Here is a 13,799-nt window from a genome sequence, read left to right as displayed (position 1 = left end):
CTGAGACAATGGCAGTCAGTGCGAACCGGCTTGAGCTTCTGCAGATCGCGGATGCCGTGGCCCGTGAAAAGGTCATCGACCGCGAGATCGTGCTTGCCGCGATGGCCGACGCCATCCAGAAGGCGGCCCGCTCGCGTTACGGCACGGAATCGAACATTCGCGCCGACATCAACTCCAAGACCGGCGAAATCCGCCTCCAGCGCCTGCTGGAAGTCGTCGAGCACGCCGAGGACTATTCGACCCAGATCCCGCTGGAGCTGGCGCGCGACCGCAACCCGGACGCCAAGCTCGGCGATTTCATCGCCGATCCGCTGCCGCCGATGGATTTCGGCCGCATCGCCGCGCAGTCGGCCAAGCAGGTCATCGTGCAGAAGGTGCGCGAAGCCGAGCGTGACCGCCAGTACGACGAATACAAGGACCGCATCGGCGAGATCGTCAACGGCACGGTCAAGCGTGTCGAATACGGCAACGTCATCGTCGACCTCGGCCGCGGCGAAGGCATCATCCGCCGCGATGAGATGATCCCGCGCGAGAACATGCGCTACGGCGACCGTGTCCGCGCCTTCGTCTACGACGTGCGCCGCGAGCAGCGCGGCCCGCAGATCTTCCTGTCGCGCACCCATCCGCAGTTCATGGTGAAGCTCTTCACCATGGAAGTGCCCGAGATCTACGACGGTGTCATCCAGATCAAGTCCGTCGCCCGTGACCCGGGCTCGCGCGCCAAGATCGCCGTCATCTCGAACGATTCGTCGATCGACCCGGTCGGCGCCTGCGTCGGTATGCGCGGCTCGCGCGTTCAGGCCGTCGTCGGCGAACTGCAGGGCGAGAAGATCGACATCATTCCGTGGTCGCAGGATCCGGCCTCCTTCATCGTCAACGCCCTGCAGCCGGCGGAAGTCGCCAAGGTGGTTCTCGACGAGGATGCCGAGCGTATCGAAGTGGTTGTGCCGGATGAGCAGCTCTCGCTCGCCATCGGCCGTCGCGGTCAGAACGTCCGCCTCGCCTCGCAGCTGACCGGCTGGGACATCGACATCCTGACGGAAGCCGAGGAGTCCGAGCGCCGCCAGAAGGAATTCAACGAACGCACCAACCTGTTCATGGATTCGCTCGACGTCGACGAGATGGTCGGCCAGGTTCTGGCTTCCGAAGGCTTTGCCGCCGTCGAGGAGCTGGCCTACGTCGATCTCGACGAAATCGCTTCGATCGACGGTTTCGACGAGGACACGGCCCAGGAAATCCAGACCCGCGCCCGCGAATATCTCGACCGCATCGAGGCCGAGATGGACGCCAAGCGCAAGGAACTCGGCGTTTCCGATGACCTGCGCCAGATCGACGGCATGACGGGCCAGATGCTCGTCGCGCTCGGCGAGGACGGTATCAAGACCATGGAAGACTTCGCCGGCTGCGCTGCCGACGACCTCGTCGGCTGGTCGGAACGCAAGGATGGCGAGACGAAGAAGTTCGAGGGTCTGTTCTCGAAGTTCGAACTCTCGCGCGCCGAAGCCGAAGCCATGATCGTCCAGGCGCGCCTCGCGGCCGGCTGGATCACGGAAGAGGATCTCGCCAAGGAAGAGCCGGTCGTCGAGGGCGGCGAACAGGACGCCTGATCGGCGTCCTCCAGAGTTGGACATGTCGCCCGCTGACTTGCACAGCGGTTTGCGTTGACGGAAACGGAAACCTATATGGGCAAGAAGGACGAGGATGGCGTGAACGACCGCATGTGCATCGTGACGCGCGAAAAGGGCGAGGCGGACGACCTGATCCGCTTCGTTGCAGGTCCCGACGGCAGCGTCGTGCCGGACCTGAAGCGTCAACTTCCCGGGCGCGGATGCTGGGTGAAGGCGGAACGGGCGATTGTCGACAAGGCGGTCGCCAGGAAGCTTTTCGGGCGTGCGCTGAAGACGGAAGCCAAGGCCGGGCCGGAACTCGGCGCCGAGGTGGACCGGCTTATCGCCGCCCAGCTCGGCGGCATGATGAACATGGCGCGCAAGGCGGGCCAGTTCATCACCGGCTCCTCGAAGGTCGACCAGGCGGTGCGCGCATCGGCTGCACTTGCCGTCTTCCATGCGACGGACGCGGCGGCCGATGGTGTGCGGAAAATAGACCAGGCGCGGAAGGCTGCGAGCTTTCTGACGGACGACGAAACGGAAATACCCTCCTTCAAGCTCTTTTCGGAGAGCGAATTGGAGGGCCTTTTGGGAAGTAATGCTTTTATCCATGCCGCAGCGCTTGCAGGGCAGGCGGGTGAGGGTGTAGTGAAGCGCGCAATCATGCTCGAGAAATACCGGGGCGACAGCCAAATGATGGCACAGGGTGGCGCTCGCCAGACAAACCAATGACGCGGTTACCGGCATTCGGCCGGCCGAAATCGCATTGGATGAACACATTTGAACGACAGGGCCAGGTGATACGCATCCGGCTCTGATCTTAGGAACGGAACGGAATGACCGACAACGAAGACGACAAGACGATCAATGTGGCTGGCAAGAAGACCCTTAGCCTGAAGCCCTCGGGGGTTCAGCAGGGAACCGTGCGCCAGGACATGGGTCGTGGCCGCACCAAGGCCGTCGTGGTCGAGACCCGCACGAAGCGCCACTTCAGCCGCCCGGGTGAAGAGCGCCAGGCATCGACGCCCGTCGCGCCCGTGCAGCGCCAGCCGGAGCCGCAGCAGACGCGTCCCGCGCCGCAGCCTTCGCGCCCCGTACACCAGCAGCCCTCCCGCCCGGTCGAACAGAACCGTCCGCGCGGCGTTGTGCTGAACCAGCTTTCGCCTGACGAAGTCGAGGCCCGTCGCCGCGCGCTTGCAGAAGCGCAGATCCGCGACGCCGCCGAAGCCCGCCAGCGCGCCGAGGACGAAGCCCGTCGCAAGGTTGAGGACGAAGCTCGCCGCGTTGCGGAGGAAGAAGCACGCCTCGTCCGCGAGAAGGAAGAAGCCGAGCGCCGTGCCGCTGAGGCCGCCGCACCCGCACCCGTCGTGGAAGAGGTCGTCGCGCAGCCGGTCGCAAGGCCCGCTCCGGCGGCTGCCGAAGCCCGCCCGCAGCCCGGCCGCACGCCCGCTCCGGCTTCCACGCCGGTTGCCGGTCGTGGCCGCCATGAAGCCGAAGATGAAGGCGACAAGCGCCCGCGCGGTGGCGCGCCTGTCAACCGCGGCGCCGTCAAGCGCCCGGAACCGGCCAAGGCTCCGGCCCGCCCGAAGGCCGATGACGGCCGTCGCCAGGGCAAGCTGACGCTGACGACGGCATCGAGCGACGAGGATGGCGCACAGCGCGGTCGCTCGCTCTCGGCCATGCGCCGCCGCCAGGAGAAGTTCAAGCGCTCCATGATGCAGGAGACGCGCGAAAAGGTCATGCGCGAAGTCATCCTGCCGGAGACGATCACCATTCAGGAACTGTCGCAGCGCATGTCCGAACGTGCCGTCGACGTCATCAAGTACCTGATGAAGGAAGGGCAGATGATGAAGCCCGGCGATCTGATCGACGCCGACCTTGCTGAAATCATCGCCGGCGAATTCGGCCACACCGTCAAGCGCGTTTCGGAATCCGACGTCGAAGAAGGCATCTTCAACGTTTCCGACGATGCTGGCGATCTGGAATCGCGCCCACCGATCGTGACCATCATGGGCCACGTCGACCACGGCAAGACCTCGCTGCTCGACGCCATCCGGCATGCAAACGTGGTTGCTGGCGAAGCCGGCGGCATCACGCAGCATATCGGCGCCTACCAGGTCGAGCACAACGGCCACAAGATCACCTTCATCGACACCCCCGGTCACGCGGCGTTCACCGCCATGCGTGCCCGTGGTGCGCAGGCGACGGACATTGCGATCCTCGTGGTCGCGGCCGACGACAGCGTGATGCCGCAGACGATCGAGTCCATCAATCACGCCAAGGCGGCGGGTGTTCCGATCATCGTGGCGATCAACAAGATCGACAAGCACGAAGCCGATCCGCAGAAGGTGCGCAACCAGCTCCTCCAGCACGAGGTCTTTGTCGAATCCATGGGCGGTGAAACGCTCGATGTGGAAGTTTCGGCCAAGAACCGGCTGAACCTGGACAAGCTGCTCGAGGCCGTCCTGCTGCAGGCCGAAATTCTCGACCTTAAGGCGAACCCGAACCGCACGGCAGAGGGCGTCGTCGTCGAAGCCCAGCTCGATCGTGGTCGCGGCGCCGTTGCCACCGTTCTCGTGCAGACCGGCACGCTGCGCCCGGGCCAGATCGTCGTTGCCGGCGACCAGTGGGGCCGCGTACGCGCCCTCGTCAACGACAAGGGCGAACACGTCAAGGAAGCCGGCCCGTCCATGCCGGTCGAAGTGCTCGGCCTTTCGGGTACCCCGGCTGCCGGCGACAAGTTCGCCGTGGTCGAGAACGAAGCCCGCGCCCGCGAGATCTCGGAATACCGCCAGCGCCTCGCCCGCGAAAAGCAGGTGGCACGCCAGGCCGGTTCGCGTGGCTCGCTCGAGCAGATGATGAGCCAGCTGCAGAACACCGGCCTCAAGGAGTTCCCGCTGCTCATCAAGGGTGACGTGCAGGGCTCGATCGAAGCCATTGCCGGCGCGCTGGAAAAGCTCGGCACGGACGAAGTCCGCGCCCGTATCGTTCATTCCGGTGCCGGTGGCATCACGGAATCCGATATCTCGCTTGCCGAAGCTTCGAACGCCGCCATCATCGGCTTCAACGTCCGTGCCAATGCACAGGCCCGTACGGCTGCCGAGCGGGCCGGTCTCGAAATCCGCTACTACAACATCATCTACGATCTGGTGGATGACGTGAAGGCAGCGATGTCGGGCCTGCTTTCGCCGGAACGTCGCGAAACCTTCCTCGGCAATGCCGAAATCCTCGAGGTGTTCAACATCACGAAGGTCGGCAAGGTCGCGGGTTGCCGCGTCATCGAAGGCAAGGTCGAGCGTGGCGCCGGTGTCCGTCTGGTGCGCGACAACGTCGTCATCCACGAAGGCAAGCTCAAGACGCTCAAGCGCTTCAAGGACGAAGTCGCCGAAGTGCCGATGGGCCAGGAGTGCGGCATGGCCTTCGAGAACTACGAAGACATCCGCGCCGGCGACACGATCGAGTGCTTCCGCGTGGAGCACATCACCCGCACGCTGTAAGCGTCCGGCGAATAGACCATCGTGCGAGCGCCGGACCGTTTCGGCGCTCGCATTTTTTTGAAGGTGACGACCATGACCAGAGCAACATCCTCGGCGCCGTCGCAACGCATGCTGCGCGTAGGCGAGCAGGTGCGCGCGGCGATCACCCAGGTCCTCCAGCGCGGTGAAGTGCGCGACCCGCTTCTCGAAAAGACCGTGATCTCGATTTCGGAAGTGCGCATGTCGCCCGATCTCAAACACGCGACGGCCTATGTCACGCCGCTCGGCGTGAAGGACCATGAGGCGGTGATCGACGCGCTGAACCGCAATTCGAAGTTCATTCGCGGCCGCCTCGGCCCGCAGCTTCGCCAGATGAAGTACATGCCGGACGTTCGTTTCCGTGACGATACGAGCTTCGACAACTACAAGAAGATCGACGATCTCCTGCGTTCGCCGGAAGTCGCTCGCGATCTTTCGGCCGAAGACGGCGACGACGACAAGTAATCCAGGTAGAATATGTCCAGACCCCGCAAACCCAAGGGCCGGCCGGTTTCCGGCTGGCTCATCCTCGATAAGCCGTTCGATTTCGGCTCCACCGAAGCCGTCGCCAAGATCAAATGGCTGCTCAAGGCCCAGAAGGCCGGCCATGCCGGTACGCTCGATCCGCTGGCCTCCGGCATGCTGCCGATCGCGCTCGGCGATGCGACCAAGACCGTGCCCTATGTGATGGACGGCCGCAAGATCTACGAATTCACGGTGACCTGGGGCGAAGAACGCACGACGGATGACCTTGAGGGCGAGGTAACGCAGAGTTCCGAAAAGCGGCCTGCCGCCGAGGCGATCCGGGCGATCCTCGGCGAGTATACCGGCGTCATCCAGCAGATCCCGCCGCAGTTCTCCGCCATCAAGATCGCAGGCGAACGCGCCTACGATCTTGCCCGCGAAGGCGAGATTGTCGAAATCCCCTCGCGCGAGGTGGAGATCCACCGCCTGACGCTGATCGGCTGCCCGGATGAGAACACGGCCGAATTCGAGGTGGAATGCGGCAAGGGCACCTACGTGCGTGCGCTCGCCCGTGATTTTGGCCGCCAGCTCGGCTGCTTCGGTCATATCTCGGCCTTGCGCCGCACCTTCGTCGCGCCTTTCGGCGAGGACAGCATGGTGCCGCTCGCCGACCTGACGGCACTCGAGGAGATCGCCGACGAGGCCGAACGGCTGGCGGCACTTGATGCCTTCCTGATCGACACGGGCGAAGCGCTTTCCAGCCTGCCGCAGATCGTCATCAACGACGACCAGGCGCACCGCCTGCGTATGGGCAATCCGATCATCCTGCGCGGCCGGGATGCCCCGGTTTCTGCTGATGAAGCCTATGCCACGGCCCGTGGCAAGCTGGTCGCGATCGGCGAGATCGGTGGCGGCGAGTTCCGGCCGAAGCGCGTCTTCGGCGGCTGAACAAGGTCGGCGGAACCAATCGCCGCCGACTTGATTTCACCACAAGCTATGGGCTTTATGGGCCGGCGAGGTTCGTTCGAGGGCGGGCCGGGCGGTGCTTTGCCGTTCCGGCTGCCTGCGGGCGAGGGGTGAAAGGGCTGGCCGTTGACGATTGCGCCGACTGACAGAACGGTATCCGCCGAGGATACGGTGGAGGGCGCTGGCCCTGCCGAAAGCCGCCGGCGTATGCACCATCCCGTCGCATTCTATCTCGTCTGCCTCATCCTCGTCGTCGTCATTCCCGCCTTCCTGTTCTCCATCGTCGTGCTGAAGCGCACCACCGAGGCGCAGGAGCGCATCTTCGAATCGCTGCTGCGCACTTCGACAAGCGCCGTCAATCGCGCCGTCGAGCGTGAAATCACGGGCATGTTCTCGACGCTCAATTTCCTGTCCACGTCGGAAAGTCTGCCGAAGGGCGATTATGCCACCCTGCATGCCCAGGCAAGCAAGACGCTGCAGGGTACGGACATCTATTTCCTCGTCATCGATCAGGCGATGAAGCAGCGCCTCAACACGCGCGTTCCCTACGGCATGCCGCTCAATGTCGCCTCGGAGCCGGTTTCGGCACGCCTGGCGCTGTCGCGGGGCGAGCGTATGGTTTCCGACCTGTTCTTCGGCCGCACCGCGCAGCAATGGGTGTTCAACGTCTATATGCCGGTGCGGCTTGCCAATGGTGAGCCGGTCCTGCTGACGCTGACAAAGAATGCCGATGCGCTGCGGCGCGCTGTCAATCCGGATGTGCTTTCGCCCGGCTGGAATGCGGCGGTGCTGGATTCCGCCGGCACAGTCATCGCATCGACCGATGAGAAACAGAAAACCGGCCAACCCTTCTTCCTGCGTGTCGTGCCGTCGCTGCGCCTCGGCGTCAGCACCATGAAGGGGGACGGTGTGGACTATCAGGTCGTCACTGAATTCTCCTCGCTTGCCGGCTGGCGCATGATCGCCTGGGCGAAGTCGTCGGATGTGCAGGCGCCCGCCGTCTCTTCCTTCCTCTGGCTGACGATCGGCGGGGCTGTCTTTGCCGCACTCGCCGCCATCAGCGCCGTCGGCATCGCCCGCGTACTGTCGCGCGACGTGCGGCTGCTCGCGCATGACGCGCGCCGGCTCGGCCAGGGAGAGCGGGTCGCTCCGCGCCCCTATGCCATTTCCGAGTTGGAGACCGTCTCCCGCGCGCTTGCCGAGGCTGCGGATGCACGGGTGAAATCGGAAAACGAGGTGCGCTTCCTGATGCGGGAGGTGGCGCACCGCTCCAAGAACCAGCTCACCGTTATCCAGGCGATGCTCAACCAGTCGGCGGCGAGCGCGGAAAATGCCAGCGATTTCGCCGAAACGTTCCGCAAGCGCGTGGCCGGTCTTGCCCGCTCGACAGACCTGATGATCGCCAATGCCACACAGGGCGTGAACCTGATGGAACTGGCGAAAAATCAGCTGAAGCCTTTCACGCCTGCGGATGCGGAGCGTGTGTGCATCACCGGCCCCGCCGTGCTCCTCGATCCTCAGGCCTCGCAGACGCTGGGCATGGCCCTGCACGAACTGTCGACCAATGCCACGAAGTATGGTGCGCTCGCCAACGAAACGGGGATCGTGTCGCTGAGCTGGGTAGCGAGCGGCGAGGACCTGAACCTCGTCTGGCGCGAGAGCCAGGCGGCGATCGACAAGGACGCCATTGCCGCAAGCCGCAAGGGTTTCGGCAGCGTCGTGCTGGAGCGCATGCTCGGCATGGCGCTCGATGCGAAGCTCGATTTCGCCGTGCATGACGACGGTATCGAATGGCGGGTGAGGATCCCGCTTGCGCGGCTGCGTGACGAGGACGTTCACCAGCAGCAGGGTGCAGCGCAATGAGGAACCCTGTCCTTTTCAGACACATCGACCACAGGTGTTTTTCATGACGTCATTTCTGCACGGAGGCGCCGTCGCGGCGTTCCTTGCCCTTTCGGCTTCTCCGGCCTTCGCCGCCTATGGTCAGTGCTCGGTCGACGACCCGACCGGCACGCCGCTCAATGTGCGCTCGGCTCCGAACGGTGCGATCCTGACGACGCTTGTCAACGGTACGCAGGTCGAGATCGTCGACGAGATGAAGATCGGTGCTAAGCACTGGCTTTTCGTCGCGCGGCAAGGCGAACGGCTCGGCTGGGTGTTCGGCGCCTATATCGAATGCAAGCAGCCCGGCGACGCACGCGAGGCCGCACCCAGTCAACCGGCCGAGCAGCGCTGAGAGGCGTTGATGACGGCTCTTTCCTTTCATGAGGGAATGGTTTATAGGCACCGCCAGCAATGCGGGGCCTTCCCCGCTTGCCTTCACGGCCATCGCTGGACGACATCCCGGCTTTTGGCGACCTTTGTTCCCATTCATGAAAGGACATACGATGTCGATCACTGCTGAGCGCAAGGCTGCGCTGATCAAGGAATACGCTACCGTCGAAGGCGATACCGGTTCTCCGGAAGTCCAGGTTGCGATCCTGACCGAGCGTATCAACAACCTGACGGAACACTTCAAGGGCCATAAGAAGGACAACCACTCCCGTCGTGGCCTTCTGACCATGGTTTCCAGCCGCCGCTCGCTTCTTGACTACCTCAAGAAGAAGGACGATGCCCGTTACAGCAAGCTGATTGCTGCCCTCGGTATTCGCCGCTAAGCAATTTCGGCGGGCGTTCTTCGTGAGCGCCCGCCGCTTTCTTTTGCGGAGCAGACGCTTCGCCAGACCGTTCCCCCTGTGCCGGTTGCGACCGCCTCGTGAAACGGAATTCTCCAGCAGGCCGGATGGGCCGGTCCTGCGGAACCAACCGATGACCTGTCATGGGGCAGGATTGCAGGATGCTTCAGGCGCGCGCCTGTCGTCGGCCGGGCTCAAAGAGCCTTCGCCCGCAGAGTTCGCGAGCCACCACCCGGAAGCCTCCCGTTGTCTTGCCCATGATGCGTCATGAAAGCGGATAGACCACCTGCGCCTTTTCGGGCGGCGGTGCGCGTATCTGCCAAGAAGGACAAGACATGTTCGATACCCATACGGTTGAAATCGAATGGGCGGGCCGTCCGCTCAAGCTGGAAACCGGCAAGATCGCCCGTCAGGCTGATGGCGCGGTTCTCGCGACCTACGGCGAAACCGTCGTTCTCGCCACCGTCGTTTCCGCCAAGGCGCCGAAGCCGGGCCAGGATTTCTTCCCGCTGACCGTCAACTACCAGGAAAAGACCTACGCCGCCGGCAAGATCCCGGGTGGCTACTTCAAGCGCGAAGGCCGTCCGTCGGAAAAGGAAACGCTGGTTTCCCGCCTGATCGACCGTCCGATCCGCCCGCTCTTCCCGGAAGGCTACAAGAACGACACGCAGGTCGTCGTGACGGTCGTCCAGCATGACCTCGAAAACGATCCCGACGTCCTGTCGATGGTTGCCGCTTCCGCAGCGCTCACGATCTCCGGCGTTCCCTTCATGGGCCCGGTCGGCGGCGCGCGCGTCGGCTACATCAACGGCGAATACGTCCTGAACCCGCATCTCGACGAGATGGACGAGTCCGTTCTCGACCTCGTCGTCGCCGGCACGCAGGACGCCGTCCTGATGGTCGAATCCGAAGCCAAGGAACTGAACGAAGACGTCATGCTCGGCGCCGTCATGTTCGGCCACAAGGGCTTCCAGCCGGTCATCGACGCGATCATCAAGCTCGCTGAAGTGGCTGCCAAGGAACCCCGCGACTTCACCCCGGAAGATCATTCCGCGCTCGAAGCCGAAATGCTGGGCCTCGCCGAAACCGAACTGCGCGCCGCCTACAAGATCACCCAGAAGGCCGACCGCTACGCCGCCGTCGACGCCGTCAAGGCGAAGGTGAAGGCCCACTTCTTCCCGGAAGGCGTCGAGCCGAAGTATACGGCCGAAGTCATCGGTGCCGTCTTCAAGCACCTCCAGGCCAAGATCGTCCGTTGGAACATCCTCGACACCAAGAGCCGCATCGACGGCCGCGACCTCGACACCGTTCGCGCCATCGTCTCGGAAGTCGGCATCCTGCCGCGCACGCACGGTTCGGCGCTCTTCACCCGCGGTGAAACCCAGGCCGTCGTCGTTGCGACGCTGGGCACCGGCGAAGACGAGCAGTATGTCGACAGCCTGACCGGCATGTACAAGGAACGCTTCCTGCTGCACTACAACTTCCCGCCCTACTCGGTCGGTGAAACGGGCCGCATGGGCTCCCCGGGCCGCCGCGAAATCGGCCACGGCAAGCTCGCCTGGCGCGCCATCCGCCCGATGCTGCCGACGGCGGAACAGTTCCCCTACACGCTACGCGTCGTCTCCGAGATCACCGAGTCGAACGGCTCGTCCTCGATGGCAACGGTCTGCGGCACCTCGCTCGCACTGATGGACGCCGGCGTTCCGCTGGCAAAGCCGGTTGCCGGCATCGCCATGGGCCTGATCCTCGAAGGCGATCGTTTCGCCGTTCTCTCCGACATCCTCGGTGACGAAGACCACCTCGGCGACATGGACTTCAAGGTCGCCGGCACCGCCGACGGCATCACCTCGCTGCAGATGGACATCAAGATCGCCGGCATCACCGAAGAGATCATGAAGGTCGCGCTCAGCCAGGCGCAGGGCGGCCGCAAGCACATCCTCGGCGAAATGGCCAATGCCATCTCCGAAGGCCGCTCGCAGCTCGGCGAATTCGCACCGCGCATCGAAGTCATGAACATCCCGGTCGACAAGATCCGTGAAGTCATCGGCACGGGCGGCAAGGTCATCCGCGAAATCGTCGAGAAGACCGGCGCCAAGATCAACATCGAAGACGACGGCACGATCAAGATCGCATCGTCCTCCGGCAAGGAGATCGAAGCGGCCCGCAAGTGGATCCACTCGATTGTCGCGGAACCGGAAGTCGGCATGATCTACGAAGGCACGGTCGTGAAGACCGCCGACTTCGGCGCCTTCGTCAACTTCTTCGGCCCGCGCGACGGCCTCGTGCACATCTCGCAGCTCGCCCAGGAGCGCGTTGCCAAGACCTCCGACGTCGTCAAGGAAGGCGACAAGGTCTGGGTCAAGCTGATGGGCTTCGACGAGCGCGGCAAGGTTCGCCTCTCCATGAAGGTTGTCGACCAGGCGACCGGCAAGGAAGTCGCTGCCGACAAGAAGGGCGACGGCGAAGCCGCCGAGTAATCGGACCTTCTACCTTTAGAAGGGGCGCGGAGCGGAATGTTCCGCGCCCCTTTCCTTTGACAGACCCATTAGTTTCGCAATTCAGAACGCAAACCGCCTTGAGCCTTGCTGGAATTGCTCGACCGCCGAAAGCCCGCCATGACCCGCGAAGCCCTCAAGACCCTGTTTCACCCCTTTGCCGCCGGCACGCTTGCCATGCCGGAAGAGGGCGAACGCTATCTCTTTCTCGGCGCTGAAGCCGGTCAGCGCCCGCCGGAAGGTTTTGCCGCGACACTGGAAGCCGTGCAGCCGCAACGGGCGCTCCACCGCGGGCTGGAGGCTGTGCGCGTGCCGGTCAAGCCGGTCATCGAGGGCGAGGACTTCGACGGCGCGCTCATCCTGATCAACAAGCACAAGGGCGAGAACGAGAACCGCATCGCCGAGGCGCTGCGCCGGGTGCGCACAGGCGGCCTCATCGTCGTTGCCGGCAGCAAGGAAGACGGCGTGCAGTCGATGCGCAAGCGTCTCGACCAGCTCGGCCTTTCCGGCGACTACATGCCGAAGTACCATGGCCTTGCCATCTGGTTCGCCCGTCCGGAAGACCCGTCCGAGGCCATTTCCAAGCTCGCCGCCAAGCCGGTGCGCATCGTCGGCCGTTTCACTGCGGCGCCGGGCATGTTCTCGCATGACCGGATCGACGAGGGTTCGGAACTGCTCGCGACCCGTATCCCGGAAGACTTCCACGGCCACGCCGCCGATTTCGGTGCGGGCTGGGGCTATCTCTCCGTCATGTTCGGCGGTCGCGCGCCGCAAGTGAAGGGCATCGACCTCTTCGAGGCGCACTACGAGGCGCTGGAAGCCGCCAAGGAAAACATGGCGGAGAACTGCCCGAACATTCCCGCCCGCTACTACTGGTTCGACCTGACGGCCGAGACGCCGCGCGACCACTACGACCTCATCGTCATGAACCCGCCCTTCCACGAAGGCCATGCCGCCGATCACTCGCTCGGCGCCGGCATGATCCGCATGGCGGCAAAATCGCTGAAGGCCGGCGGACGCCTGCTGATGGTCGCCAACCGCGGCCTGCCCTACGAGCCCGTGCTGAAGGAAGCCTTCAAGGAGAGCGGTGAAGTCTGCCGCAACGCCCGCTTCAAGGTTCTCTGGGGCAAGCGCTGAACCCTACAAGGGAAGCGCGAAAGTCTGTTTGATCGTCTCGCTCGGCACGTCCGTCTTGACGGTTTGGATGCCGTTCCTGCGGGTGAGATGGGTCGACTGGAAGCGGCGATAGTCTTCCAGATCCGAGACGACGACGCGCAGCAGCGCGTCGCTCTCGCCGAGCATGATGTAATACGGCCCCTCACTGATCAAAACCCATTGGCCCATTCTCTGCGTCCGATCGACATGACGCGCCATGGCTGGCTTTCGAGCCGCCGCCAGGCATCGCAGCAATGATCGACGATGTCGTCGTATGATTTGAACACGCGGTTTGATAACCAGTTGTCGCGCATGAAATGCCAGAGGTTTTCGACCGGGTTCAGCTCCGGCGATTTCGGCGGGAGTGGCAGAATGGTGATGTTTTCGGGCACGACGAGATTGTTGGACATGTGCCAGCCTGCCTGATCCATGATGAGGATAGCGTGCGCGTCGGCATCGACGTGTCGGGCGATTTCGGCCAGATGCTGGGTCATGGCGTAGGTGTCGCACCATGGCATGACCAGCGCCGCCGCCTTGCCGAGCTTGGGGCAGATTGCGCCGAAGATGTAGGCCGACCTTGTGCGCTGATCGTGCGGTGCTGAAGGCCGTGTTCCTCGCCTGGCCCATCGGCGGGTGATCTTGTTCTTTTGCCCGATACGGGCCTCATCCTGAAACCAAATCTCTATGCGTTTTCCTCGGGCCGCTCCAGCGGCAATCTCTGCCACTGCGGCAGGGAAGCTTTTTTAAAACCCTCAATGGCTTGAGGGTCTTGCGCGTGATGTTTGGGCCGAACAGCGAGCTTGCGATAGCCCATGGCCCGGACTTCGCGGCTGAGCGTCTGCTCGCTCACCGAAACGCGAAACTCCTCCCACAGCCATTGCGCCAGATCGCACAGACGCCAGCGAACGACGCCGTCGAGAT

At 63.7% G+C, this 13,799-nt stretch carries 10 protein-coding genes and 2 pseudogenes; 10 read left to right on the top strand and 2 right to left on the bottom strand.

Going from position 1 to position 13,799, the window contains the following annotated elements:
- Positions 1-8 precede the first annotated feature (8 nt).
- From nusA to AKG11_RS00020, 10 genes are all read left to right on the top strand, one after another.
- Positions 9-1,607 carry a transcription termination factor NusA gene (gene nusA, locus AKG11_RS00065; protein WP_023512371.1) on the top strand — a complete coding sequence of 533 codons (1,599 nt, stop codon included), beginning with the start codon at positions 9-11 and terminating at the stop codon, positions 1,605-1,607.
- Positions 1,608-1,682: 75 nt separating this feature from the next.
- Positions 1,683-2,339 (top strand): RNA-binding protein, encoded by a 657-nt coding sequence (locus tag AKG11_RS00060; RefSeq protein WP_050742548.1) that lies wholly within the window; start codon positions 1,683-1,685, stop codon positions 2,337-2,339.
- A gap of 104 nt (positions 2,340-2,443) precedes the next feature.
- On the top strand, positions 2,444-5,104 hold the full coding sequence (gene infB / locus AKG11_RS00055; RefSeq protein ID WP_024270003.1) for a translation initiation factor IF-2: 2,661 nt from the start codon (positions 2,444-2,446) through the stop codon (positions 5,102-5,104).
- Positions 5,105-5,176: 72 nt separating this feature from the next.
- Positions 5,177-5,587 carry a 30S ribosome-binding factor RbfA gene (gene rbfA, locus AKG11_RS00050; protein WP_023513549.1) on the top strand — a complete coding sequence of 137 codons (411 nt, stop codon included), beginning with the start codon at positions 5,177-5,179 and terminating at the stop codon, positions 5,585-5,587.
- 12 nt (positions 5,588-5,599) lie between these two features.
- Entirely contained in the window at positions 5,600-6,535 is a 936-nt protein-coding gene (gene truB, locus AKG11_RS00045; RefSeq protein WP_050742547.1) for a tRNA pseudouridine(55) synthase TruB, read from the top strand.
- A gap of 144 nt (positions 6,536-6,679) precedes the next feature.
- Positions 6,680-8,416, top strand: a complete 1,737-nt coding sequence (locus AKG11_RS00040) for a sensor histidine kinase (RefSeq protein ID WP_245290108.1) — start codon at positions 6,680-6,682, stop codon at positions 8,414-8,416.
- A gap of 43 nt (positions 8,417-8,459) precedes the next feature.
- Positions 8,460-8,789 carry an SH3 domain-containing protein gene (locus tag AKG11_RS00035; RefSeq protein ID WP_082342311.1) on the top strand — a complete coding sequence of 110 codons (330 nt, stop codon included), beginning with the start codon at positions 8,460-8,462 and terminating at the stop codon, positions 8,787-8,789.
- A gap of 151 nt (positions 8,790-8,940) precedes the next feature.
- On the top strand, positions 8,941-9,210 hold the full coding sequence (gene rpsO, locus AKG11_RS00030; protein ID WP_024270002.1) for a 30S ribosomal protein S15: 270 nt from the start codon (positions 8,941-8,943) through the stop codon (positions 9,208-9,210).
- 353 nt (positions 9,211-9,563) lie between these two features.
- The gene (pnp, locus tag AKG11_RS00025) at positions 9,564-11,705 is read left to right on the top strand and encodes a polyribonucleotide nucleotidyltransferase (protein ID WP_050742545.1); all 2,142 of its coding nucleotides are present in this window, start codon (positions 9,564-9,566) and stop codon (positions 11,703-11,705) included.
- A gap of 138 nt (positions 11,706-11,843) precedes the next feature.
- Complete coding sequence (locus AKG11_RS00020; RefSeq protein WP_037405168.1) at positions 11,844-12,860, top strand: class I SAM-dependent methyltransferase; 1,017 nt, start codon at positions 11,844-11,846, stop codon at positions 12,858-12,860.
- Positions 12,861-12,863: 3 nt separating this feature from the next.
- Here AKG11_RS00020 and AKG11_RS34305 read toward each other — a convergent pair.
- Positions 12,864-13,031 (bottom strand): annotated as a pseudogene (locus AKG11_RS34305) (Lrp/AsnC ligand binding domain-containing protein); the annotation flags it as partial.
- A 17-nt stretch (positions 13,032-13,048) separates the two neighbouring features.
- Positions 13,049-13,799 (bottom strand): annotated as a pseudogene (locus AKG11_RS00010) (IS630 family transposase); the annotation flags it as partial.

The sequence above is a fragment of the Shinella sp. SUS2 genome (genome assembly GCF_001262505.1).
In the GTDB taxonomy this organism is placed as follows: domain Bacteria; phylum Pseudomonadota; class Alphaproteobacteria; order Rhizobiales; family Rhizobiaceae; genus Shinella.
This window is presented reverse-complemented; position numbering and strand designations above follow the sequence as displayed.